Origin of the sequence: Paenibacillus sp. PSB04 (genome assembly GCF_025809195.1) — a bacterium.
Lineage (GTDB): Bacteria > Bacillota > Bacilli > Paenibacillales > Paenibacillaceae > Paenibacillus_AQ > Paenibacillus_AQ favisporus.
Map to the genome: position 1 here is coordinate 6142863 of NZ_CP081301.1, position 25497 is coordinate 6168359.

General features: G+C 54.2%; 24 protein-coding genes. 5 read left to right on the forward strand and 19 right to left on the reverse strand.

What is annotated here, in order from left to right; translation table 11 throughout:
• Positions 1-49: 49 nt before the first annotated feature.
• From K2F33_RS28245 to K2F33_RS28290, 10 genes are all read right to left on the reverse strand, one after another.
• Entirely contained in the window at positions 50-856 is an 807-nt protein-coding gene (locus K2F33_RS28245) for an SDR family oxidoreductase (RefSeq protein WP_163872772.1), read from the reverse strand.
• Positions 857-990: 134 nt separating this feature from the next.
• Positions 991-1800, reverse strand: a complete 810-nt coding sequence (locus tag K2F33_RS28250) for a hypothetical protein (protein WP_240913011.1) — start codon at positions 1798-1800, stop codon at positions 991-993.
• A gap of 13 nt (positions 1801-1813) precedes the next feature.
• A complete protein-coding gene (locus K2F33_RS28255) occupies positions 1814-2569 on the reverse strand; it encodes a vWA domain-containing protein (protein ID WP_076167860.1) in 756 nt (251 codons plus the stop codon).
• Positions 2570-2616: 47 nt separating this feature from the next.
• Positions 2617-4758, reverse strand: coding sequence for a protein kinase family protein (locus tag K2F33_RS28260; protein ID WP_263880216.1), 2142 nt, complete (start codon positions 4756-4758; stop codon positions 2617-2619).
• Between the two features lie 120 nt (positions 4759-4878).
• The gene (locus K2F33_RS28265; protein ID WP_076167864.1) at positions 4879-5154 is read right to left on the reverse strand and encodes a WXG100 family type VII secretion target; all 276 of its coding nucleotides are present in this window, start codon (positions 5152-5154) and stop codon (positions 4879-4881) included.
• An 83-nt stretch (positions 5155-5237) separates the two neighbouring features.
• Positions 5238-5522, reverse strand: a complete 285-nt coding sequence (locus K2F33_RS28270) for a DUF4176 domain-containing protein (protein WP_163872766.1) — start codon at positions 5520-5522, stop codon at positions 5238-5240.
• Positions 5523-5649: 127 nt separating this feature from the next.
• Complete coding sequence (locus tag K2F33_RS28275; RefSeq protein ID WP_263880217.1) at positions 5650-6705, reverse strand: WXG100 family type VII secretion target; 1056 nt, start codon at positions 6703-6705, stop codon at positions 5650-5652.
• A 6-nt stretch (positions 6706-6711) separates the two neighbouring features.
• The gene (locus K2F33_RS28280; RefSeq protein WP_263880218.1) at positions 6712-7539 is read right to left on the reverse strand and encodes a hypothetical protein; all 828 of its coding nucleotides are present in this window, start codon (positions 7537-7539) and stop codon (positions 6712-6714) included.
• A gap of 16 nt (positions 7540-7555) precedes the next feature.
• On the reverse strand, positions 7556-11545 hold the full coding sequence (essC, locus tag K2F33_RS28285; RefSeq protein ID WP_263880219.1) for a type VII secretion protein EssC: 3990 nt from the start codon (positions 11543-11545) through the stop codon (positions 7556-7558).
• An 88-nt stretch (positions 11546-11633) separates the two neighbouring features.
• Positions 11634-11966 carry a hypothetical protein gene (locus K2F33_RS28290; RefSeq protein ID WP_212969038.1) on the reverse strand — a complete coding sequence of 111 codons (333 nt, stop codon included), beginning with the start codon at positions 11964-11966 and terminating at the stop codon, positions 11634-11636.
• A 524-nt stretch (positions 11967-12490) separates the two neighbouring features.
• Here K2F33_RS28290 and K2F33_RS28295 point away from each other — a divergent pair.
• Entirely contained in the window at positions 12491-12730 is a 240-nt protein-coding gene (locus K2F33_RS28295) for a hypothetical protein (protein ID WP_076167876.1), read from the forward strand.
• Positions 12731-12751: 21 nt separating this feature from the next.
• Here K2F33_RS28295 and K2F33_RS28300 read toward each other — a convergent pair whose 3' ends face one another.
• The 3 genes from K2F33_RS28300 to K2F33_RS28310 all read right to left on the reverse strand — a co-directional run bounded on the left by K2F33_RS28300 (position 12752) and on the right by K2F33_RS28310 (position 14396).
• Complete coding sequence (locus K2F33_RS28300) at positions 12752-13417, reverse strand: S-layer homology domain-containing protein (RefSeq protein WP_263880220.1); 666 nt, start codon at positions 13415-13417, stop codon at positions 12752-12754.
• A 216-nt stretch (positions 13418-13633) separates the two neighbouring features.
• Complete coding sequence (locus K2F33_RS28305) at positions 13634-13771, reverse strand: hypothetical protein (RefSeq protein ID WP_163872756.1); 138 nt, start codon at positions 13769-13771, stop codon at positions 13634-13636.
• Positions 13772-13868: 97 nt separating this feature from the next.
• A complete protein-coding gene (locus K2F33_RS28310; protein ID WP_263880221.1) occupies positions 13869-14396 on the reverse strand; it encodes a hypothetical protein in 528 nt (175 codons plus the stop codon).
• Positions 14397-14606: 210 nt separating this feature from the next.
• On the opposite strand from K2F33_RS28310, the gene K2F33_RS28315 reads away from it, so the two are divergent.
• Positions 14607-15233, forward strand: coding sequence for an FMN-dependent NADH-azoreductase (locus tag K2F33_RS28315; RefSeq protein ID WP_263880222.1), 627 nt, complete (start codon positions 14607-14609; stop codon positions 15231-15233).
• 96 nt (positions 15234-15329) lie between these two features.
• Here the strand turns inward: K2F33_RS28315 and rsgA are convergent, their stop codons facing one another.
• A complete protein-coding gene (rsgA, locus tag K2F33_RS28320; RefSeq protein WP_263880223.1) occupies positions 15330-16418 on the reverse strand; it encodes a ribosome small subunit-dependent GTPase A in 1089 nt (362 codons plus the stop codon).
• Between the two features lie 437 nt (positions 16419-16855).
• The gene (locus tag K2F33_RS28325) at positions 16856-17191 is read right to left on the reverse strand and encodes a DUF2087 domain-containing protein (RefSeq protein WP_240913008.1); all 336 of its coding nucleotides are present in this window, start codon (positions 17189-17191) and stop codon (positions 16856-16858) included.
• 389 nt (positions 17192-17580) lie between these two features.
• On the opposite strand from K2F33_RS28325, the gene K2F33_RS28330 reads away from it, so the two are divergent.
• Both K2F33_RS28330 and K2F33_RS28335 read left to right on the forward strand, forming a co-directional pair.
• Positions 17581-18570, forward strand: coding sequence for a YpdA family putative bacillithiol disulfide reductase (locus tag K2F33_RS28330; RefSeq protein WP_076167886.1), 990 nt, complete (start codon positions 17581-17583; stop codon positions 18568-18570).
• A gap of 75 nt (positions 18571-18645) precedes the next feature.
• The gene (locus tag K2F33_RS28335; RefSeq protein WP_076167888.1) at positions 18646-19098 is read left to right on the forward strand and encodes a DUF441 domain-containing protein; all 453 of its coding nucleotides are present in this window, start codon (positions 18646-18648) and stop codon (positions 19096-19098) included.
• 82 nt (positions 19099-19180) lie between these two features.
• On the opposite strand, the gene K2F33_RS28340 is transcribed toward K2F33_RS28335, so the two are convergent.
• The gene (locus tag K2F33_RS28340) at positions 19181-20929 is read right to left on the reverse strand and encodes an ABC transporter ATP-binding protein (RefSeq protein WP_145134827.1); all 1749 of its coding nucleotides are present in this window, start codon (positions 20927-20929) and stop codon (positions 19181-19183) included.
• Positions 20930-21028: 99 nt separating this feature from the next.
• Positions 21029-21175: a hypothetical protein gene (locus tag K2F33_RS28345; RefSeq protein ID WP_186320103.1), complete on the reverse strand. Its 147-nt coding sequence runs from the start codon at positions 21173-21175 to the stop codon at positions 21029-21031.
• A 133-nt stretch (positions 21176-21308) separates the two neighbouring features.
• Here K2F33_RS28345 and K2F33_RS28350 point away from each other — a divergent pair, with 133 nt between their 5' ends.
• Positions 21309-21824: an ADP-heptose synthase gene (locus K2F33_RS28350; RefSeq protein ID WP_076167894.1), complete on the forward strand. Its 516-nt coding sequence runs from the start codon at positions 21309-21311 to the stop codon at positions 21822-21824.
• A gap of 149 nt (positions 21825-21973) precedes the next feature.
• Here K2F33_RS28350 and K2F33_RS28355 read toward each other — a convergent pair whose 3' ends face one another.
• Positions 21974-22708 (reverse strand): DUF1961 family protein, encoded by a 735-nt coding sequence (locus K2F33_RS28355; protein WP_263880224.1) that lies wholly within the window; start codon positions 22706-22708, stop codon positions 21974-21976.
• Positions 22709-22761: 53 nt separating this feature from the next.
• A complete protein-coding gene (locus K2F33_RS28360) occupies positions 22762-25365 on the reverse strand; it encodes an exo-rhamnogalacturonan lyase family protein (protein ID WP_263880225.1) in 2604 nt (867 codons plus the stop codon).
• Between the last annotated feature and the right edge of the window lie 132 nt (positions 25366-25497).

The window sequence follows — 25497 nt, forward strand, 5'->3', positions numbered from 1 at the left end:
CAAGGGCATTCACCGCTTGAGCTGCCGTTTGATATATACCGAAAAGCTGTTAAACCAGCAGCGATTCCGCACCGTCGATAATGATCTGCGCCCCCGTAATATGCTTGGACTCGTCCGAAGCCAGGAAGGCCACCAGATCCGCCACGTCTTCCGGCTGACCCGGCCCGTCGGCGAGCGGCTGGCTTCCTTCCGGAAACTTGACCGGGATGACGATTTCCTTCAGCTCTTCCGTCTTCTCCGTGCTTTGATCGATGTTGGTCGAGATCGCGCCGGGGCAAATAACGTTGACGCGGATTTTGAACTTGGCCAGCTCCAGCGCCGCCATCTTGGCGAAAGCGACCTGCCCGGCTTTGGACGTGCTGTAAGCCGACATGCCAAAGTTGGAGAAGGTGCGGTTGCCGTTAATCGAGCTGGTGATAATGACGCTTCCGCCATTTTTTTTCAGATGCGGAATCGCGTATTTCACCGTCAAAAACGTACCGTTCAGATTGACGCTCAGCGTCTGCTGCCAGTCTTCCAGCTTCATTTCCTCAATCGGGGCCAGCACGCCGTTGATGCCAGCGTTCGCGAACACCACATCCACGGAGCCGAACAGCTCGGCGGTTTCCAGCACCGCCTTCTCCACGCGTGCCGCATCCGAAGTATCTACGTCAAAAGCCCGGGCCGCTCCTTCACGGATCGCGTTGATTTCCGCTTCCGTCTTGGAAGTCCGTTCATTAATCAGATCAAATAAGGCCACGTTAGCGCCTTCCTGCGCCAGTTTGATCGCCGCCGCTTTCCCGATGCCGGAGCCTGCGCCGGTCACAATCGCCGTTTTCCCTTCGAATCGCTGTCTGTTGTATTGCTGCTGACTCATCGCTATCTCTCCTTTTTCATCCTCATCAAATATAGTTATCTGTCTCAAGATTACCCATAAAGGAGGTCAGCTTAATCATCGCGCAGCAAACAAATTTTATACCCGCAAAGGGTCAGCCAGCAGCAAGCCGTTCATTACGACCACTGCAATTCAAGAAAAGCGGCATCATCCTGAAGCCCTTCGGTATGGGGCGCATCGAGCAAAATCTGGATCAGCTCGTCCGGCAGCACCTGATGGATCGGGTCCAGATCGGCGAGTCCGTCGGTATACAGCTGCAGGCGCATCGGCATGCCGTAATCCAGCCGGGTTTGGTACACATGCGGTTTGCCGCCGACCGGACCGGTTAGCGTGGACCACCGCTCATTGGTCCGAAAGGTGTCATCAAAGTGCTCGCTGACTTCCAGACCGTCCTTCCAAAAGCGCAGCCGCGAGTCTCCCTGCCACGCCATCCACAGTCTCCCCTGCTTCTTTCTGCTTATAGGCAGCTCAATCCGCCCGCAAATGTACATGGATTGGCTGCCCATACGCTGCTTGTCCTCCAGCACCTCCCGAAGTAAGGAGGGGACCCCGCCCGGCGGAGCTAACCGCCGAAGCTGCGCCGAAGCCGATTCGGTGATGGACGTCATGAAGTCCGTAAATCCAGCCGAAGACCAGTCGCGCGTATGGTCCAGCCAATCCAGCAGCGTGTTGCCGAGAAAACGGGCGGCAAAATCACCTTGATAGCTCATACTGACGCCGTCACACAGCACAAAGTTGCACACGTCACCGTACGTCTGCACACCGACGAAATCCTGTCCGTTCTCTCCCTGCAGCAGCGTCTCCATCGCCCGTCCGTAAGCGTACCTGCACAGTACCCGTCCCGAATGGGAAGCGAGCGGCTGCTCTTGGGCCTGGGAGCTGATAAACGTAAACATGTCACCGGTTGCTGCCGAATTTATTTTCACAGGCGGATCCCTCCTAAGCTCTTACCGGCGTGGCCGCCGACATTTGAAAACCGATGGATACCAGCTCCGCACAACTTCCCGGAAGCATCATCAGCGCCCCCGGGGCAAGCAGATAATCGGCTTCGACCAGCATGTCCCGATAGCTCTCCGGAAGCGGAGATGACATGTTTCTCAGCTTCACCGCATGCTCATCGTGAAGGAGTGTATCCGGCAGGATGCCTCTCCAGCGGCGCGGCTGGGCAATCGGCTGATCGAGCATGTGATCGGAAATGAAGATGTTCTCCACAAGCACGTTCCCGTCAGGCACACTCATGCTCATGATGCGCCTTGCGATCGGCTCGGGATCCTCTCCGGTTGTCACCCCGTCCGTCATGTGGCAGACGAGGGGAGCCGGGCAGTCCTGCATGCGCGGCAGCTCGGCCTGCAATATTTTCTCTGCCTGCTGAAAAGCTTTGGCCGAATCCGAAAACCGCTTCGGGGTCAAGTCCGGCAGGGAGCCGACCGCTGCAATTTCGTCGATCCCTTTGATCCCGTTCAGCAGATCGTATACGTCGTCACTGTAAGCCAGGATGGCAATCCGGTACCGGGGCGTCAGCCGGTTCCCTTTCGTGGAACGGTACACCATTTGGCGGATTGCAAGCGACAGTGCTTCGTACACCACGTCGATGCGCCGTTTGCCGTCCATGAGCATATTCATGGATGCGCTGATGTCGATCAGATAGATGATCAGCGCCGGAGTCCGCTGGGAAGCCTGGATCGTATAGTTCATCAGTAAACAACTCCCCTTTGTAAATAATCCTTGGTCATTTTCTATGTCTAAACGTCAGGCAGCGAGTAAGAGCCATTGGACAGGAATTTGTAGATAGCCGACGCCCGGGTTCCCACCTTGCCGACGGACTTGAAATACGCCGCATCCTGTTCATACAGGCGGGCGAAATCCTTGGCATAGGAGCGCGCTCGTTCAATGTTGCCGCCCCGCTGGGCGTTAAAGGCCTGATTGTAGTAAGCGATCAGCTGGACGACCTGGCCGGAGCGCTTCTGCTTCAGCTGCTGCGCCTTCGCCTCGGCTGCTTTGCGGGCCGCTTCCGCTTCCGCCCTCGCCTTCGCTTCCTTCTGCTGTTGATAAGCAAGATAGGCTTCGTACTGCGCTTGCTTCTGGTACATTTCCTGCAGCTTTTTCCGCTCGGCAGCCTTTTTCTTTGCTTTTTCCTTCTGCTGCTGCAAATAGGCGTCATATTTCGCTTGGACCGCGTACTGATCCTGCAGTTTCTTGCGCTCTTCGGCTTTGCGCGCCTCCTCAAGCTTTTTCTGCTCGGCCTCGGCCTGCAGGCGCTGCGCTTCCGCCTGTTTCCGGGCTTCTTCCTGCTTCCGTGCTTCTTCCTCTTTCCGCGCGGCTTCCTGCTTCTGCAGCTCGGCCTGCCGGTCCGCTTCCTCCTGCTTTTGATCCGTCTGCGCTGTATCCGGGATCGCAGGAGATTTCTCGCCACCTGGCTTCGTGCCGGCTCCCGCCTCCATGTGCTTCCCGGGCGAATGGTCGGCAACGATTTGGTTGACGGCAAACGCCGTCCCGGCGAGAAGCAGGATGACAACCACCGCCGAAGTCAGCCATTTACGCGACTGGTAAAAAGCGACCTTAGCTTGTTTCCGATCGGGGCCTGGCGGATTCAGCTCGGATTCCAGACCGCGTATCGCAGCTTCCAGCTCGATTTCCATCGGTGAGCCTTCGCTGACAAAATGGTGGGCGGACTTGTACACCTCCAGAGCACCGCTTAGATTTCCACTAGATTCAAGCTCTCTGGCCTGGTGAAACAGCCTGTTGACGACATCCTGATCACCGGACGCGGCTCCTTCCCCCTTCGTCAGGGCAGCCGCCCGCTCAGCGGCCGCTGCCACGAAACTTCTGGCAGGGGGCACCGCCGGCGGCCGCAAAGCTGGGGAGGAAACGGAAACCAACGGCTCCGGAGACTCCACCGGTTGAACCGCATCCTGTTTCTCCGTAACGCTTTCTTCCGCGTTTTCGCTGTTCTCCGTCATCGTCGACAGCAGCACCAGCCACTCGCCGAACGTCGGGCAGCTGCTCAAATCCTGGCTTTCCCAGGCCCGCGCAAACAGCTCCGCCGTCTTCGCTCCCCAGTTCCGTTCCAGGGAATTTCTCAGAATAAAGTACCGCTCGCACGGATTTTGCAGTTCAGGCTGATCAAAATAACTTTCCCCCCAGGCCTTCTCCACAACTTGGGGATCGCACCAACCCAGCATTTCCGCAATGATGACCGCACCGGCGAACCGGTCGGCATAACCGCTCCACAACCCGCTTTGCACCGTCCGGTGCGCGGCATACCCCGGTGAACCCGCCAGCAGCACATCAGGCCTGTCCAGCTTCGGGCTGTACATCTGCTCAATGTCCACCAGTTCGACCACGCTTCGCGGTTCCGGCAATTCCACTTCAGAAAAAAACGGAAGCATGACATTGGGTGCCGACAAATCGCAGTGCGCCAAGCCGCGCTGCTCCATCCCCGATCCGATGGCCGCCAGCCCTTTGGCCAACGCAAGGCTCTCCCCGCGAAGCAGCCGGCGCTGGTCGGTCATAATATCGAACCAGGTATGCCCGTATATCCAAGGCATGAGCACCGCATACAGCAGGTCCGGATGCTCGGCAATCAGGCTTTCGTTTCTTTCGGGAGTGAGCACGTCTCGTCTGCAGACCTGCAAACCCGGACTTTCGCTGTACATTTCCATCATTTCGGACTGGTACACCATCGCAGGAATACGATACTTCGGAAAAAACACTTTTAATGCTTTGGCTTCATGAAGCTGCCCGCTGGCAGGAATCAGCTGATAGACGATCCCCTGCCTTCCTGCCTGCGCATAAGCTAACCCGGGAGCGGCAGGATGCTGGCCAACGCGGTACAGCACCCCGTTAATAACCATCTCATCTCCCGCATTCGGTTGAAAAGACATGGACACCCCCCTTTCACTTAAACTTTGTGGACTGAAAGAAAACCGGGAGTAAATACACCCGGTTGATGATTCCTACGATATCATTCTACTGTAAACGAACCGTAACTTGAATGGCTAAAATTATCTCGTTTCATCGATAGAGCGGAATTTCTGGGCAATGGCCCCAAGTTCATGGCTGATGCTGTTCAGAATCTGGACAAATGACTGCATCTGTCTGCCGGCTTCTTGAAACTCCTGGAAAAACCGCTGCTTCGTCAGGCCTTCCCATTGCCCCTCCATCCCCTGGATCGCTTGGGACAAGCTCGCTACGAGCTGCTGGCTCTGCTCTCCGCTCTGCTTAAATTGATTGGCGACCGCCTCCACCTGTTCCGGTGAAATCAAAATACGTCCTGACATGATGGTCCCTCCCTTTATATCGGTTTTCTATGCTTTCCTCGGGTATCTTAAACTTTGGCTGCACATCACAAATGCCATTTGGCTTAGCTTGTCGCGGATACCTCCGACAGTATTTTTTGGAACTCTTGCTCTTCGCTGTTAAAAAAGCCTTTGAATTCAATACTGTCGATATCTTCATGATTAAATAAAAATGTATAATTCGGATCAATATATCCTTCCGGGTATACGACCCCCAAATAATCATACATCTGATTGTTTTCCTGATGAATCTGCTTACGTCCATAAATCATCAGCTTCTTCTGTGCTCCTCTTAGAAGAACCACAGATCCGAGCGGAAGTAAAGCTTGTGAAGGAGTCCCATTATCCATCGCTTGTCCGTCCTCTCATTTAAGTATGTATTCTTCATGGGTAAGCAGCCGTTAATCATGATCCGGTGATAGAATCAGATGCAGATAGAAATAACAGGGTGCTTCATGTCTACTGCTGGGTCCGGTTTCAGGCAAAACGCATGCCCAGCGATTTCAGCTTGTCCTTCACCTGGTCCGCCAGTATGCTCGCCCCTTGGGTAACCGCCTTGACGGAGTCGGACACCAAGTCCATCCCGCCTGAGGCATGCGTTCTCAGCGTTTTACCGGCGACTTCGATGTCGGTTACAGCCGAAATGACGAGACTGGAGGCCAGACCGACAAATGCCCCTACAGCGGTTCCAGCTGCCGGAACGACGGATCCGACCGCAGCCCCGATGGCCGTACTTCCAGCTATCGCACCCAGACCTATACCGTTGTTGATCATGAGATGGCCGGGAGCCCTGTCCTCTTCCCCGCTCTCCTGCTGCAGCTCACGCTTTGTTCCGGTTCCCGGAGGGCCTTCATTTCCCGAATGGCCGCCCGGTCCTTGTCCCAGGGTTCGGATTTTGCCCGCTGCCTTGGGGTCGATGAACCTCCAGGCTGTAGGATTGTTAGCGGCCCGCTCCAGCAAAAACTTGGCACTTCCGGCATGCTCGTTTTTGTTTATACCCAATCGAGCGTCCTTAGCAGCAGGAAGTACAACTCCAGCCATCAAAGTCACTAACCCAGCCGCCGCTCCGGCGGCAGCCGTCCCGTGGCTGTTCCAACCCGAGTAACTGCCCCCCGCTTCGGCATGGACGGCCTGAACAGCGGATAACGGATTGGAGACCGTCCCGTCTGTCAGCCCATATCCAGGCAGAATCGGTTCTCTCCCGGAGACGGCCGCCGACTGGAACATGAGTGCGGGGCTTGAGTACATCAAGGTATCGTTCAGAATGGAATGATGCTGCTCGTCTGCGGTTTGAAATTCGGATGCCTTGGATTCGATCCATTTGCCGATATCCTTCAGCATGGCATAAATCTGTTCTCCCTGCCGGTGTGCGGACTGCCATTCGTCCATTACGGATTGCGGGAAAGCCGCTTCTCCCCTAAAGTTCCCAAGTGCCTGATTCAAGGCGAGCGTCATTTCCCGAATTTGTTCACTGCCTCTATCTAACTGACGGCTTAAAGACCGGAGTGACTCCGGTTCAACAGAAATACGCACGGACTCTCACCTTCCATTTAATTCTGCAGGCTGCTTCAGCCACTGAAGCAGCATTTCCTCAAATTGCTCCCTGCTCGCCGGAATGGCCGTCAGCCAGTCCTGATCCCCTTTGATGCTCATACGTACGAGCCAGTTCATCGTGTCATTGACCATAAACGCCGCATTTTGCGACTCCCAGCCGCTACCGGTCCAAGTCGACAATTGCAGCTCACCTTCACCCGTGCGGTATTTCATGCATTTGGCAAGCGCGATCGAACCTTCCACATCGTTTGTTGCCTTTACCAGCTGGTCGCCGAGCTCTTCGAACGGAATTTCCGAGGTATGGCTGAAGAGATGGGCGAACTTCTTTTTAGAGAGAAGCAAAGCCGGCGCCTCCATCGGCGCGAAGTTTTTCAGGTCCATTTCCTCCACCAGCGTGCGGCAGGCCTCCTCGACAGTCCCGAGCTCATCCAGTTTGTACTGGCAGTCCTCTGCGGATTTGCATACTTGAACGACACGCTCGTTGGTCACATGAAGATAGCCTTCGAACGTTTCGTCGTTTTGAACATATTTAAGCCAGCAGGACCGCTGCGCCAAGCCGGCAATCGCCACTCTGGAAAAGATTTTGGGCGGCATAGACAATTCTATGCCGTTCTCTTCCTCAATGAGGTAACCCTTTGCCAGCAAAGAGGCTTTCACAATATCCCATTCTTCCGAGATCTCTTCGGCCAGATAACCTTGAAATGGGTCTTCTACGCCGAGAAGCCGGTCCGAACCGAGAATCCCGGCAAGAAAAAAGAATTCTTTATTATCAAGTGTAATGGTGTCCTGTCTGGAAGCATGAATCGTCAACATTATGAGCCACCTCCCCTCAAACGACAACATGCCATCGGTCGCGAATTTCGGCAACCCAGCGATGGCTGTTCCAATAGTCATCAAACGGAATTGCGGCCTTAACCCTGAAATATTTCCGTTTAATATAGTACCCTTGTCCCGGCGGAAGGATTTTCAAGCTCCCCTGGGTATGACTCGCTTCCGAAAACGGAATACGAAAGAACGATAAATCGTTAGGGTCTAAAGTCCCGAACAAAAATCCGCTTTGGCAGGATTTAATATCGTTAAACCAGTCTGCGCCGAACGTCGGTAAATCAGCGGGCACGCCTGAAACGATCACATGCACATTTCGGTCGCGGCCCTGGCGGACGATCGCCGTCAGCTGCTCTTTCACTGTAAAATCCTGGAGCTGTTTCGCCAACAGGTCCGCATCATCGATCACAAGCACGGCAGCCGGCGCTTCCTGGCCTGGACTCCGCGCTTGGACCTGTTCATACAGCCGCTGAATCAGCGGTCCAAGCTCTTCCTCGCGGTTGGCGCTAGCCTGAATATGCGGAAGTTCCGCCAATTGGCTCAGCCCGCGGTTCCCATAACGGGTATCGATGGTATACATCTGCAGCATTTCCGGCGGATAGCGGTGTGCGAGGGACAGCATCCAGCTCAGCAGGAAGGAGGTTTTTCCCCCTTCCATTGGACTTGCTACGATAAAATGCGGACCTTCCTGCAGGTCGATCCCGAAAGGGTCCAGGTCATCGGTTGCCAGCCCGAGCGGCACCTTGAGGCTGCCGCCGTTCAATAGATCCCGGTCGTAACCGGCTGCCGGCGGGAGCAGCTCCCTGAGCGTGACACGGTCAGGCAGCTTCCCGATCTCCGGAGCCTGCTGCTCGGGGTACAGGGAGCGGATCAGCTGGATCCGGTTTCGGAGCGCTTCCGTACGCTGCACCTCATCTTTTCCAACAGCCGGCAACGCCGCCTGAAATTCCAGTGGCGGCTGGTACCCCTTCACCAAACCTCTTCCCGGCGGCAGACTGCCCGGTATCCGTCCCGGTCTGCCGACAGCATAATAATAATCGGCGGAGTCGGCCAGCTCGAAGGTCAAAGCGTTCGTCAGACTGCTCCGCACTTTCTCGAATATATCAGAAATCCGGTTGGCCGTAACGACAAATGTCATGCCTAGAGCCGCTCCTTCACGGAGGAGAAACTCCAGCGTTTCGTTTTCCTCAGGGTAGATGTTGCGGAAGTTCAAATAGCCGTCAATGACGATGACCAGTTGAGGCAGCAAACCAGGACGGAACGGTCTGTAAGCGGCCGCCGTCTTTACGCCTGCTTCGGCGAACAATTCTTTCCTGTGGGCTGCCGTCTTCATCAGAAACCGGAAGAGCCTCTTGATCCGGTCCTCCTCTTCGGCCGTCATGACCGCCCCGATGTGGGGAAGCCCTGCAAAATCGCGCATGACCCGGCCCATGTCCACAACGTAACCGTTCCAATCCGCCGGCGAGTACAATCTTGCCAGCGACATCAGAAGGGACTGGACAAAGGTCGATTTGCCGAGGCCCGGCATCCCGTACACAGCCCAATGTCCTTGCTGCATCGGGATGGTCAGAAGCCTCTGGCTTTGGTTCGGCAGATCGTCCATCAGGCCGGCTATGCCGGTGATGTCATCAATGTTGTCCCCATGCGTCCCTTGCATGACGGCATCCAGCTCCAAATACTCCGGAAGAGGCGGAAGCCACGGGCCCTGCAGGCGGATAATTCCCTCTTCTTCCGCAGTCCGGGCGAGCTGATCTATAAAAACCTGCAGCTGTCGCTTCGGCTGCTGCATCAGCATTTCGGCCGCGTTCATGCCTCCGGACAACAGGCATTCCCGCTTGCCATTAAGCCCGACTTCGCTTACCGCCCGTTTCTCAAGGGAGGCCTCAGGGTCCAAATAAGGCGCCCCGCTCCATGCAAACTGCATTTCCTCGAACACTTCGTCACTGCCAACCTGAAGGTAGCCCCTGCCCGGTTTGGTGATCCAGGCGGCATTGGGAATTTTCAGCATATCCCGGCTGTCACTTTCATCCTGAACGCGGAGGCAGATGCGGAACCTCGCATTGCTCCATATTTTCTCGTCAACGACTCCCGCCGGCTTCTGGGTGGCCAGAATCAGGTGAACGCCCAGCGTGCGGCCGATCGCCGCTATGCTGATCAATTCATCCATAAACTCGGGCTGGTCCCGCTTCAGCTCGGCAAATTCATCTATAATAATGACCAGATGCGGTAGGGGTTGTCCCTGCCGCTGTCTAAGCAGCTTATAATATTCATCGATATGCTGCAGATTGCCCGATTCGTTAAGTATTTTCTGGCGTCTGACCAGCTCGGCCTTCAGCGAGACCTTGGCTCTTTCGATCAGGCTGCTGTTCAAATTCGTGATCGTTCCGACAACATGCGGAAGATGATTAAACGTGTTGGACATGCCGCCGCCCTTATAATCGATCAGCATGAAAGCCAGGTCATGCGGGTGGTATTCCGCAGCCAGCGAAGCGACGATCGATTGAATCACTTCGCTTTTGCCGGATCCCGTCGTGCCTGCGATCAGGCCGTGAGGGCCGTGACCGTTCCGTTCGATCTTATCGTGAATGTTGAGCATGACTTTTTTGCCCCCGGCCCGGACGCCGATTGGAACGGGAAAGCTCTCCGGATAACGGTTGTGCCTCCACCTGCTGCGTACATCCCACGCCCGGATGTCTTCCAAGCCAAGCATGTCGAACAAGGACAGCAGGGATGGAATCTCCGAAGCCGACGAACGCTTAAGCCGGATCGGGGCCATATAGCGGGCGAGCGCGTCCGCCTTTTCCAGCGTAATCGTATCGGCCTCAAAGCTTTGCAATTCAAAAGAACCGTCTTCCCGTTTCAGCGAATACTGGCCGCTTCCCTGGGACATATCAACGATCAGCTGGCACTGCATCGGCAGCTTTTCCTTGCGGTCCGATATAATGATCGTGCAGGCATCGACGTCGGCAGCGTCCTCCAGCAGCAGCGGCAGGAGCGGTTCTTCTTCGATCAGCCCGCTCCCCGCCAGAACGACAACGTAGGCCGGCAGCTGGGCTGCGATCTTCCGGCCGGAAAAAGCACGGGACGTCTTGCGCCTTACCAGCCGCTGAAACAATTCATCCGCCAGCTGGTGGGCGCTGCTGCGGCGGTCCGCCATATAACGCGATGATCTGTCCTCGTCCCAGACATGGGGCAGCCATCTCATCCAATCCCAGTCTCCGGCATCCTTCTCCTCATAAAACGCCGCCAGCTTCACCTCATCCGGCGAATGCCGCACGGCCAGCTGGACAGCGACCACCCGAAGCGCGTTCATGACGGACTCGCGATCGCCGACGATCCCGATGACTTTAGCCTGAAACAGCGGCAATACGATAGAGGATCCCGGCACAGTCTGAAACTCTTCTTCGAGCGACTGCGCCGCTTCGAGAAGCGGATCCTTGACGTAGCCTTCGGGCTTCGGCGCCTTTACCTTTGTATGAAACGGCAGGCTGCCGGTACCAATCCGTGTATGCAGAAAGTCGTCGTCTTCCGGTGAACGTTCCCACAAGGAACTGTTCCGGTTTTTTACGATATGAAAGCAGACATCGGGGTCTCCATGGATATCGTACAGCACGTCCACTTGTTCCTTCTGCCCTGCGGCAAGCTCCTTCCTGAGCTTGTCCAGTTCCGCATAATACATGCTGATGCGTTCGTTCAGCTGTTCTTTATATTTCCTTTTGTTTCCCAGATAAGCGATGAAAGGGATCGTATATGATGTAAGCATCATGACAACAGAAACCATTTGAAACATGACGTACGTGTTGTTCGCTATATTCCCTGTAAGGTTCATGTAGATAAACAAACCGATGCTGAAGATGGTCATCACTGCCGGGAGGATGATCGAAACCAAAGAAAATGATGGTTTACTCGGCTCGCCCGGCGGCCTCAGGATGTCCAGCCGCTGTTCCTTGATCGTCGGTTTGATTCTGGGCGAACGTTGATATAACACATTCATAATGCGTCAACCCCTCTTTTGGCATCCAAAATCCTTCAGGTTACCCATGCAATAAGTACTAGTGTTCAGGAATCCAAAAAAAACATTTTTAACTTTCCATTACCCGATTCCATTCATATTGAAACAAATTTCTTCTGCCGAAGCTCGGCGCCTCTTCCGTCGTGGTCGAAAAGGCCCGCTGGATTCGGACCATACAGCCTTCCCTAAGTCCTGCTTCAGCTACGTCCTGGGCATCCTTTACCGGGAACCAGAGCCCCTCGGGAAATTTGCCTTCTAATATATATTGCGAGCCTTCAGGCGGAGCCTCCCCATAGATTCGAACGCCCAGCAAGTCCTTTAGGTGGGCCGCCGGGCAGTCATCCGGCACTTCGACATCAAACCAGTCTCTTTCCTGGCCGCTGATCATCACGGTTAGAATCAAAGGTGTCCACTCCTTCTTGCCATAGTAGAAATAGCTTATTTATTGTAATTGAAGCAACATTCAGCAGACCCAAGCGAAAATATGAAAACTTTGTAACCTTATGATAATGTAACATCAGTGCATAATCCTGTCAATTTGTGACATTTTAACTAGTTTAATTCTCGACATTCTATAGTTTTATAGTTCCTATGAACTATTTTTAGATGGATTTATCTGTATGTAACTGATTTTATATCCATTTTCAAGGAGATACTGGTCCTATTTTATCACTCTGAAAATAATACCTGATACCCAGTTTCACAGGCAGATTCAAGAAAGGCAAGTTCCCTCCTAAAAGATTTATAGCCTTAGGCGTAATTTTAGGGCCGCAGGTTTTGAAAACACACAAAAAATCGGAAGCCTCTAATTATATTCACTTCCGAAAAATTGTGTGCAATTTAACTATTTATAAGTTTTCTTTAAGGTTTTTTTAATATTTGGCAGGTAGAATACAGGTATGGAATAACACGAATGAGGTGATTTCTATGAGAATACTAATTAACTTCCAAAACAAAGTAGTACCCGTATATTTTACAACCGACTGCAAACAACCTGTTTCGAAAATAATGAAGCTGCTGAGTGGCACCTTGGAAAATAAGATTCAAAACGGAAAAAGAGCACTTCAGAAATGCTTGAATTCGCTGATCAGCATTGAAATTGAAGGTTCCGAAGCCATTCTTCACAGCAAGAGCGAAAATGACACCCTAGCACTGTCCCTCTATTAAGAGGGATGGTGTTTTTTTATATTAAGGCTGGGACTTCACCTGCTGATGGGACTCCACAAAAGCAACCGCCTCGTAGATCATGGCTGCCGCCTCGGCACGGGTTATCGTTGTCTTCGGATGGATGTTTCCCTCGGGATCCAAAACCGCAACCTTATACACCAGAGCCCGCTCGATCGTCCCCTGATAAGCTCCGCTAATACTCGCCTCGTCTTTAATTTGAATGTATATTTTCGGCAAAGGATAGGCTCCGGTGCGCTCGATGCCCTGAACCAGATAGTGAATAAACTCTTCACGGGTCAGCGTCCGGCCGGGTTCGATGATAGCCGGAATATCCAGTTCATTATAATGGGCGACGATAAAAGGCTGAGCGTACCAGGCGTCATTGGCGACGCGGGTGAACACGTCTTTTGCCTCCGGCTTCTTAATAAATGCGATGCCATCCAGATTCAGCTTCAGCGATTTGACGATCATCGTTACGCCTTGCGACGCGGTCAGGCCGGCTTGCGGCCGGAATTCGTCGCCAGTCATCCCCTGTACCAATCCACGGGCATGAAGGCTCTCAATTTTTTCTTTCTCCTGGACTCCGGTTAAATCCTTAAAGGAATCGTCCGCGTAGATTTGCGACGGTGAAGCGGCCAGGCCGATCAGCGCCGCGATCACAACGGCTCCCTGCAGCAATTTGTTCACGATGCATCCACTCCATGCGTAATATTTTCCAATCTGATCTGTTTGACGGCTTGGTGGATAGAAAGGTTGCACAGACGGGTAAAAGGGCACAAAATAACCCCACAAAGTGGGGCTCCTTCATTAAAGCTATTTCCGCATTTTCGGGGGACCTTGCAAAAGGATAAAGATCGATATCGTAAACCAGTATTCCGTGAAGGCTCCCCTGATCGTCATGAACTAGTGTCTGCCCATATGGAAACCGGTTGCTCTTTCTGCTTTCTGGATGCGGATTTTGAACAGCTGCACTAGATTGGCGCGCGTATGTTCTTCTTGGCAGGAGTCCAATTTTTTTAAAATAAAGCGGTCAATGGACATGCCCATCCTCTCCTTGTCATTGAATTTTCCTTATAAACCCAGGAAGTTTCTTCCTGTTTTGAATATATACCCAACCGTTTCCGCCTTTAATCAGCGCCTAGCGGCGCAGGTGATGCTCGGCTTCCCTCATCAGCAGCATCATTAGAACATTTATGACAAAAGACGCCACAATCAGCACGAGCCCGAGAATGAGCGCCGCAGCTGGCAGCAGGGCAGCGATGAGCAGGACGACGAACATCGCGGGCACGAGCAGCAAATACCACCGCCAGCGCTGGAGAGCCATGCTTTGAAACTGATACAGACCTCTCCTTCCAGCCAAAGCGCCGATTCCCTGACAAATATGGAACACCATGTACAAATTCAGAAGGAGGATGACCAGGCCCAGCGGAATTCCGATCGCCGCGGAAGCCCGGGGCAAGACCGACAAAACAAAGGCAAGAGCGGACACACCAAGCAGGACAGCCGCCGTGTTCCCGGCTTTGCGAAAATGCTCGGAGCGCCGGTTCAGCTTGGCCAGCCCAACATAGAACAGCAGATAGCCGATCACGTCGGGTAAAATGTCAAAACCGTTGATTTGGAAATCAAACAAAAACAGAAATCCCCAAAACAGATGATAAAAGCCCATCCTTCCCCCACCTCCCTGATCCTTACTATTATATATTGGAATGACTAGTCCCATTATGACCAGAAAAGAAAGCGCTTTTACATAAAAATATTTTCGTCATCATTCGACATCTGTTTCTGCTCAAAAAATATTTTTTTGACTTTTTAAACATTTTAATCTACTATATTTATCATAGTTAGTGACTAATTTATACTTAAAGGAGTTTACACCATGTCTACTGTACTTTTTATCAAAGCAAATAACCGTCCCATTGACCAGGCGATCAGCGTGAAGCTGTATCATGCTTTCAAGGATTCCTATACGGCAGCTCATCCAGAGGACGAAATCGTGGAGCTGGACCTGTTTGCCGAGCAGCCGCGCTATTACGACCATACGACGATTACCGGTCTGTATAAAACCGCTAACGGCATCGAAACGACACCTGAGGAACGTGAAGCGGCAGCGATCGCCGACCGCTACCTCGATCAGTTCCTGGCCGCCGACAAAATCGTCTTCGGCTTCCCGCTGTGGAACATGACCGTTCCGGCCGTGCTTCATTCGTACCTGGACTACCTGAACCGTGCAGGCAAAACCTTTAAATATACGCCGGAGGGCCCTGTAGGTCTGGCTGGCGACAAGAAGGTCGCTATCATCAATGCGAGAGGCGGCATCTATTCCGAAGGCCCTGCCGCTGCCAGCGAAATGGCCGTCAACTTCGTTTCGCGCAGCATGGGTCTGTTCGGGATCAAAGATGTAACGACCATTATCGTGGAAGGCCATAACCAGCTTCCGGATCAGGCTGCCGCATTGGTTGAAGCCGGTGTAGCCAAAGCTGTCGAAGCCGCCAAGAACTTCTAATCCTGCTTATCTGCTTATAAAATGATTTGCACTGAAGCTGGACAACGATCTCCAGCCCAAAAAACCACGATGGTATCCATCGTGGTTTTTGTTGCTTTATTCATCCATCAGCTGCTTCGTCCAATAGGATGAGGATTTGCGCGGGGCACCACTTTTGGATCCCCGCCCCTTCGGATCAGCCTTGCGTCTGCTTCGTGCTTCTTTTACCGCTTGAAACTTCAGCTCCCGCTGCGTCTTATGGTAATTGGACAGCCGCCGCTCCTCCAGTACGCCTGCTTCCACCGCTTCCCGGACGGCGCATCCCGCCTCGCCTTCATGCTTGCAGTCCGCAAAGCGGCATCGGCCGCCGATCTCCTCGATGTCGGAAAACGCTTGGGCCAGGCCTCCTTCGTCTTCGAACAGCCGCAGTTCCCGCATGCCGGGCGTATCGGCCATGATGCCCCCTTGGGGCAGCAGGAACAGCTGGCGGTGCGTCGTCGTATGGCGCCCGCGGCTGTCATCTTCGCGGATCCCTTGAGTCTTCTGCACGCCGGCTTCGGCCAACCAGTTGACGATGGTCGATTTGCCGCAGCCGGATGAGCCGGTCAGCGCCACGGTGATCCCTTCTCCCAAGTAAGCGGAGACGATGTCCCGTCCCATATCTTCCAGCGCGCTGATGGCGTGAACCGGCACCCCCGGCGCCGCCCCTTCCATCTCAGCGACCTTCAGCTCCGCGTCCGGGCATAGATCGGCCTTGCTGAGCAGTATAACCGGGGTCACGCCGCTGTTCCAGGCCATGATCAAATACCTTTCCATTCGCCTGACGTTAAAATCGTCATTGAGCGAGCTGACCAGGAACAGCGTATCGACGTTGGAGGCGATGACCTGCTCATTAACGGTAGCGACCCCTGCGGCCTGCCGGGAGATACAGGTTTTACGTTCCAAGACGCTGTGGATGATCACCCGCTCCTCCTGCTCCAGCTCCTGAACTTCCACCCAGTCGCCTACAGCCGGCAGCTCGCTCCGGTCCTGATGCTCATGCTTCAGCCTGCCCGATACTTCTCCCCATACTTCCCCGGCTGAGGTCCAGACCCGGTACATTTGACCGAAGTCGCTGACGATGCGGCCAGGAACGTGCTGTTTGCGATCTCGCTGCAGCCATTTCTGCTGCCAATTCGTATTCCATCCATAATGCTCTAAATTCAAGTAAAAATCCCTCCAATTTGTGAATGAATGACAAAAAGCCCCCGAAGCTTAGGCTCCGGGGGCATGACTTCTGAATCAATCAGAGAGCATTTCCCTTTTATGCGCAAACCGAAACGTCCGGAAAAAGGCATACCAAAATCTGTGATGCCATACCGAAACGTTACCGAACGCAAAAAAGCCGCGGCAACCCATGTAGGTCTCCGCGGCTTATTCGGCAAACATGAAACCATGCCTGCTGATGAAATGCCGTATGATCAGACGTGAGTCCTCAAATCCGATCGATTATCCAGCCGTCAAAGGAGACCATATATAAAATGTTAGAGTGGTCCAGTTCCATACAATGCTCTTCATCATTTTATATCGTCTCCTTTCCTGTCATTTGCTGCCATCATATACGGAATGCTTGTTTCATGTCAAGCCTTAATTTCCAGGCGGGATCAAACCTGCTCCCACTTCGTCCATTGTTCCCGGGGGTTCATTTCATAAATGTCGTTATCCCGAGACATGTACCGGTGAATGATAAACTCGCGCCGGATCGTTGCGTAATCATCATGAAACTGCTGTATAAACGCGTTGATTTCTTTCTCTGTATAACGGCGCCCCGGCTCAAGCTTCTCCACCAGATGCTGCATGGCGATCAATTTCTTCTTGTACTGGGCTGGTATTTGCGCCAGCCTCCCGTCCGCCGCAAAAAAGTTTCTCAACACTGCCGCCTTCATGGCCTCGTTCACCGGATCGGAGGTTCCCTTCTGCATTTCGTCTGCTTTACTCATATACATGTCAGCTCCCTTCATTGCTCATTCGATGTTCGGCCGGACCTCCTTTGATAAATCCCGTGAAAGGTTGGGTAAAATATACCGAGCGCTTTCCGGAAGGAACCGGGCTGCAAATGATCTCCTGGCCATCAAGCCAGAGAACCAGCCGAAATACCGAAATCATATTTTTAATAAACATCTAATTTAATATGTATCTAATATTATGTCGATCAAACGAATTTGTCAACGGCATATGTAAAAAACACTATCTTTGCAGCCTGTTCACCTAAAAAGATCAGCCGCATGCCGTCTTGTACGGACCTCTATTGGCTGTCCATGGTGGTTTTTACCGGAAATTTGCGATACGATTAAACGTGAGTGGTTTATAGACAGAGGAGGAGAAATTCATGCAAGACGTCATTATTATCGGAGCCGGTCCATGCGGACTATCGGCCGCCATCGAATGCGGACGCCGCGGACTATCGACACATATTATTGAAAAGCACTGCTTGGTCCACTCCATTTACCTGTATCCGACCCACATGCAGTTTTTCAGTACGGCGGAGCTGCTGGAGATCGGTGATGTTCCGTTCCCTTCCCCGAACGAGAAGCCTTTTCGGTACGAAGCCCTGTCCTACTACCGCAAGGTAGCGGATCATTACGACTTGTCCATCTCCCAGTACGAAGAAGCGCTGTCTGTGGAACGGCAGCCGGATCATTCCTTTGTGGTACATACCGTTGACCGCAGCGGACAAAAACATCAATACGAAGCCAGAAACGTCGTGATTTCAACCGGTTATTTCGACCACCCGAATTATATTGGCATACCGGGGGAAGATCTGGATAAAGTTACGCATTACTTCCGTGAAGCCCATCCCTATACGGGGATGAATGTGGCGATCATCGGCGGCAGCAACTCGGCGGTTGACGCGGCCATGGAACTGATTCGCGTTGGGGCGAACATCCATATGGTCTACCGGGGCGAAGAGGTTTCCGAGAACATCAAGCCGTGGGTGCGCCCGGTGTTTGAAGCGATGGTGAAAAAGGGGAAAATAGAGGTTCACGTGCAATCCAAGGTCACCGAAATTCGGGAGTCGTCCATCACCATCCAGGATAAAGACGGGCATACGACCGAAATCGATAACGATTTTGTGCTTGCCTTAACCGGATTCCGGCCGGACCGGAAGCTGCTTGCTTCCTGCGGCGTCGAACTGGACGGGGATATGGAGAAGCCGCTGTTTAACCCGGAAACGATGGAGAGCAATGTGCCCGGACTTTACGTGGCAGGCGTCATCGCGTCCGGCCGCAATGCGAACGAGGTCTTTATCGAAACCGGCCGAAAGCACGGCGGGCTGATTGCCGAGCATATCGCCGCTGTTCGGGCTTCTCATCAATAACAATTTTCACAGCAGACAGTCCGCGTCGTCATATACATCAAAAAAAGGCGTACTTTCGGCTGCCAATGAAAGGAGATGTTCCGTACGGATTTTACATCACTGATCCTGCTGATTCTCGCTGCCCTCGGCATAATCAGCAGCAACACGACCATCACCGTGGCGATGACCATCCTGCTGCTGCTGCGGGTGCTGCATTTACAGCAGGCGTTTCCCTGGCTGGAGAAGTACGGGCTGACACTGGGCATCATTATCCTGACCATCGGCGTCATGACACCGGTGGCCAGCGGAAAAATGAGCCTGCAAATGCTCGGAAGCTCCTTTCTGAACTGGAAGTCCCTGCTGGCGATCGCCATCGGGATGCTGGTCGCTTATCTTGGCGGCCGCGGTGCCTCCCTGATGTCGGCCAATCCGACCATCGTCGCCGGCCTGCTCGTCGGAACGGTACTTGGCGTCGCCTTGTTCAAGGGCGTCCCGGTAGGGCCTTTGATTGCGGCCGGGCTGCTGTCCCTGCTGATCGGCAAAAGTTAAAAAAGAGGCGCCCGCTATGGACGCCTCTTCCGAATGTTAAGAGACCCGGTCTTTTGAAGACACGGGTTTCTTCTTTTTTTGTTTAAACCTCCAGGTGCTGCACATTATACAGCCGTGCATAACTTCCGTCCAAAGCCATCAGTTCGGCATGCGTTCCCTGCTCCGTAATCATCCCGTGCTCCATCACGACAATTTGGTCCGCGTGGGTGATCGTGGAGAGCCGATGGGCGACGATCAGCGTCGTCCGGTTTGAAGCCAGCGATTGCAGTGCCTGCTGAATGAGATGCTCGGACTCCAGGTCCAGTGCGGAGGTTGCCTCGTCCAGCACTAGAATTTCTGGATTTTTCAAAAAAACGCGGGCGATGGCCAGGCGCTGCTTCTGCCCCCCGGACAGCTTGACGCCCCGTTCCCCGACTTCCGTCTCATACCCATCCGGCAGATTCATGATAAAGTCATGGGCGTTGGCCGAAACCGCAGCCGCTTGAATCTCGTCCATGCTCGCCTCGGGGTTGCCAATCAGAATGTTGTCCTTCACCGACCCGCTGAACAGGAAGTTATCCTGCAGCACCATACCGATTGAACCCCGCAGGCTTTCAAGGGTCAGCTTCCGGATATCCTGCCCGTTAATGGACACGCTGCCCTGCTGAATGTCATAAAATCTCGGGATCAGCGAAATGAGGCTGGATTTGCCGCCTCCACTCATACCGACGAAAGCGACGGTCTGCCCGTGCTTGATTTCGAGGCTGATATCCTTGAGCACCCAGTCGCTGCCCTCATTGTATTTAAACCACACCTCGTCAAACGAAATATGCTGAACCGGCCCCTGAAGGGTTTTCGCGTCCGGCGCATCGACAATATCGTACGGCTCCTTCAGCAATTCCATCACTCTTTCCAGCGAGGCGGAGGCCTGCGTCAGCACCGAGGATGAGTTGATCAAACGCTTGAGGGGCGCATACAGCCTGTCCAGATAGCCGAAAAAGGCGACAAACGTGCCCAGGGTCAAATCATGATGGATCACCCGGTAGCCGCCGTACCCGATCACAAGCAGCGGGGCGATATCCGTCAGTGTGTTGATAATCGAGAACGTCAGCGCGTTCCATCTCGTCTGCGCCAGCGCTTTGTTCAGGAAATTCTGGTTGATGCCCGTAAACTGCTTATGATCGAAGCGCTCGAGGGTAAAGCTGCGGATCACGGAAATCCCCTGAATCCGTTCATGCAAATACGCCTGAATGCCGGCAAGCGCCTGAGAACGGTCCTTGGTGAGCTTCTTGAGACGCTTATACAACACATTGACCGCGATCCCGTAAAGCGGAAGAATGGCGATGGACACCAGGGTCAGCACCGGGTTCAGGTACAGCATCACCCCCAGCACTATCAGCAGCGTGAACATGTCCAGCCAAATGTTCATCATGCCGACCTCAACGATATTTTTCGTCTGCTCCACGTCGTTGATAAAACGAGAGATGGCCTCGCCTACCTTTGTATTCTGGTAGTAGCGGAGCGACAGGCGCTGAAGGTGCGCATACAGGCGGTTCCGCATGTCGAACAAAATCCGGCTCGTGATCAGTTGGGCAAAATACTGCCGTAAATATTCGACCGGCCCCCGCACGATAATAAACAGGACGAGCGCGCCCCCTAAAATGAGAAACAGCCGGGTAACCTGCTCCGATACCGTCATTTTCGGGTTAAGCAGCAGGTCATCCACTACATATTTGAGAATCATCGGCAGCGTCAAAGGGATGCCGAATTTGATCATGCCGATGATCAGCGTACAAATAATCCATTTCGTATAAGGTTTAACAAACCGGTAATAAGCTTTCCAGTATTCCAAAAAACATTCCCTCTCCTTTCTGGCTGTCAATCAGGCTAATGGCGTGGGTAGAGGCGAATATGCGCCGGCAGTCCGGGCGCCTCTTATATCATACCTTGTTCAGGTCAGCCGCATCCGCTGCTTGGCGCGGAACCCATCCACCCGGCCGCGGCATGCGGCAAACCGAAGCACTCCTCTCCGTCTGGCGGGAAAGCAGCGGCCATAATCAGTCCGATCGGGGCTGAATTGCCTTTTCCTGACGCTCATGAGTTGACATTTCCCCCCTTCAATGATTAGATATCCTTAAATGTAAGATCGGACTTTGTTCCTGTATCGATCATTATACATTATCCCGGCAAGGTCAGCTTGGGTTAGATACTTAGGATTCAGGAGGTTCTTGATGTCTAGACAATTCGTTACAGAAGCGGTCATGGTGGCGATCTATGGAGAATTGCTCCAGACGAGCGTCCCGGTTGAATATATCGTGCCTTATACCAGCCTGCTGGAGCTGTATGAGCTTCAGGACAGCGACGAGCCGCTGATGAGCTCTGCGGAGGATGACAGGTACGTGAAGGCCAGAATCAAGGAGCTGACCGCCTATTTCGAGGAACCGCTGAACAAGAAAAAAATTCAGAAAGCGCTCCATATGCCTTGGGCCAAGAGTCCTTCGATCCTCCTTGGCGAATCGGCGCGGATTACGGTCATCAACGCGATGGACACCGCTCCCTATGGCGAGCTGTTCGACCCGGTAGAGACGGAGCTGCTGCTGTCCTCGCAGCGGGAGGAAGCCCCGGTGCTCACCGATCAGATCGAGCTGATCCAGCGGATCGTCGAGGCTGCTGTGCCTGTGCATGTTTTTGATATCGAGGATTTTCAGTTTGCGGTGGAAACCGATAACTATACGCAGCACATTTAATAAAGTCTCGATCAGCAGCAAAAACTCCTTTCCAGGCGGAAAGGAGTTTTTGTTTTGTCTGGATTTGGGGTGCCCCCATTTTTACGGACAGCTCTCCACAAAGCCGAATCCATAGGCATCCAGCGGCCTGATCTATCAGGATACGCCGGTTAAGGATCGCTTTTGGCATAAACGGTTAAATTGGCATACTCGGCAATCAGCGGCGCCATCTGGCGGAAACCGAGCTTGCCGCCTCCAAGCGGCGGTCCGTAGGATACTCCGTCGTCTTCCCACACAAACAAGGGGAGATCGTTGACGGCAAAGGTAATGCGCCTCCCCTCCTTGACGATCAGCATCCGGTAAGGGCCGGCCGTATCCATCACGCCTGGAATCGGGTCGGCCCCTTGCGCGACCAGATGAAAGCCGTAGCTTTTGCGCAAATTGCATGTCTGAAACCTTCGCTCCTCCGTCCATTTCCTCCGGAAGTAAGACACGTGAAAGGTGTTCATATCGCCATGATGATACTGATCGTATTCTCCCGTTCGCGGCTTGAACGAAGGGTCGAACAAATCCATGCCCTCCCTGCCGCTTGCGCTGAAAAACATGATCGCTAGGCCCGGCTCGCGCACCGGCCAAAAATCCCAGGACATGGCGGCCTCCGCCGGAAAATCCTCCGGGCACCACAGCACAAAATTGGCGCGCTGCCCCTCGGCCTCGTCCAGCACACTCTCGAGCCGCATCCGGCCCAAAGGAAACGTGACGGCAGCCTCTCCCTCCATGCGAAACCCGGCAGCATGCTCCGGCTTCGCGAGCGAATTGTTGTAAATCCTGTGCCACCCTTCAGGAATAAGCGGGCTGCGGGTGTCCTGTGTGTTCCCGCTCCCGGTCGATGGATCCGTTTGCATCGAATGTGCTTACCTCCTTCCCAAGGAGGCCGGAATGGCCTCCTCATCGAGCGTCATACCTGAGCTTTCTGCCCGGCCAATACCGCCTCCTCCGGCAGAGCGTCAGGGATCAGCGCCAGGCTGATGATCGTGTTCAGCGACCACTGCGACGCCTCGTTCGTGTTCATCCATTCAAACTCGCGCAGCTCGTTAACATAAGTGACGGCTGCGGCGTCTTTCTCAAGGTCCGTACAGGCAAACCGGTGCCCAAGCAGTGTCGACCAGGCAAAATCAGCCGTCCGTTTGTCCTTCCGGTACCATGCCCCATACGCAACAAGCGCCAATGTCAGCACCGGATGCTCAAACCGCTGCGTGCTGATGACCCCGCCTGTGATCTGGTCCTTTTCTTCCTGTGAGAGGTTATAAAAAATACCGAAATCGGCCATCATTTCGTTCCACTCTTCATCCTTCAGCATGGCGGACAGCTCGAACCACACCTGCGGCGCTCCCATGCAGAGGGCCAAATGGCGGCCCCAGTTGTCGTCACCCATCGGCGTCAGCACGCCGGTTTGCGGATCGTAGCCGTAGGTCGGGCCGGAAATCAGGCCGTAATTGGCCTGCTTGATGCATGCAATGCCGGTCAGCAGCTTATCGCGGTAGAATGAATCCTTCTGCCGCTCCCAGCGGGTCATCCAGTTTGAACTGAAGGCTGCCCAGTCCGGGCCGACCCGGATATGCGTCTTGTGCTCGTCTTTCGGAAAATAGGCCCGCATCGGGTCGATGTGAACAGTCGTATAATCGGCGTCCTTCGCCTCGTCCATCATGTCTCCGATCCGTTCGTCCCCCGTCAAATAGTAGTAGTACCGGTGCAGGCCGGCCATACCGATCCGGGCTTCCTTGCAGCCGCAGCCCCAATGGACGACGTTGTGCCGTGAGCCGAGACCGGCGTATTCGCCGAAATGGTATACGTCGACCTCGCTCGTATGCCGCGTCATCGCTTCCGCCATCCGGAAAATATCTTCGCGTCCCGAGCGCAAAAACATCAGCCACAGCCACATGTTCGGAACCAGCTCCGTATTCTGCCATGCGCAGCCGCCCAGGTCGTAGTTCCAGACGTGGCGGGCCGGATCGTAGCTGTGCATGAAATCGCCGTAATCCCAGAACCCGTACCAGCGCCGCTGTTCCACCTCCCTTTGGTAGAATGCGATGATGCCGTCCAGCCTCTCTTCCAGACGTGCTTTGACCGGCGTCCCCCGGTCCGGCAGGCTCCAAATGCCGAATGCGCCCTGGCTGTGCAGGTAGTCAGGGTCGCACGCAAGCTGCGGAGGTGATTCGTTATACGCTGCGTAAGCCTCCAGCTCCGCCGGCGAAGGGGTCGATTCGCAGCACCAGATCGTCAGCTCGCTCGTGTTCGCGACGCCGTAAGGGGTCGCCCTCATCTCCTCTGCGCCTTCGTACGACGATTCGACATGCGGCTTCGTATCGTAATGGCGCACGTCCATGGCAGGAGCTTCCGGCGACCAAAACCAGGCGGTCAGCTGCGCCTCTTCTCCCGTCAGCCCGTGCGCTTCCATGCCGGCGGGGTGCTTTTGCCAAAAATGGCGCATGGCCAGCGCCAGCCCCCCACCTGGACCGCCGACGTAGGCGACGCCTCGTGCTCTGCGGCCTTCGGCGGCTTTGACCCAGCTGCAGCCGGGCTGCGTCCGCTTGACCATCCGGTAATGATCGGCCGAGAGCTGTGCCACCTTAAAGCCGTCCCAGCAAGCCGATTCGTCCAGCAGATTCATAAAATAAGCGTCGTCCATTTGTTCGCCGGTGAGCGTATGGCCATCCAGCTGACGCTTGAACAGCTCCATATATTTGCCTTTCGTCCGGCGCGTATGCAGCGTCTTCGGCGATTCGCTCAAAAAGCCGGTATCGCCGGCGAACCGGACGTGGCGGTTATAGAGCATCTCCCGCATCGGCAGCGCGAAACGGATGCCGAGCCCCTTCACGAAGTCTTCGTTCGGATTGCCGTCGTAAAAAAACGTGTGCACGATCCGGATGGACTCCAGCCCCGCGTAAGCGTATAGCCGCAGCGAAAACGGCAGCCACTCCCCGGTCCCGTTCACAGCGCGGTGCCGGCCCGTCAGCTTGACGACCGCTCTCACCAGACCAGCCTGCTCCACCTTCGCTAAATAAATCCGGGATTGATACCGCTCCTCCCGGATCGTGCGTACGCCGGTCAGCTCGCTCACGCCTTCCTTGATGGCGACCAGTTCGCCGCCGGAGCAGACGAGAATTCCGCCCCGGTGTATGCTGCCTATAATCCGGCTGCCGCTCTTCGGAATATGAAAAGAAAAAACTCCCGTGTCCACATGGATGCCTTCATCCGTCTCGTTAACGGACAACGAAAGTGCTGATGCCGCTTGTCCTGCTCCCCCTTTCTCGACGGCATACCTAGAGGGTGCTCCCGCGGGAAAAACGGCCGCATGCGCCGTCCATTTGACACTGCCGTCCGGCCAATACGCGGCCGGCCAGCTCTGCAGGGTGGGAGCTTCACCACCCTCTTGAGCCTGCAGCGCCAGCGGCTCTTCTCTCCGCAGCTCTCCTTCCTTCCACGGCATCCCCCAGGTTACCCCGGCCGGAACCGTCGGGGCGTCCTTCAGCCAACGTACGTTTACTCCGGTTTCGTTCATGGACTCATCTCCTTTTGGCAATTCGTTTGCTTCCGCTTTTGTCATCACGCCTTCAGTGTAGAGAACGGCCGTTTTCCCGGCAATGACACTTTCTTGGCGGGCCCGATGCGGCAGCATTGCACGTTTTCACCC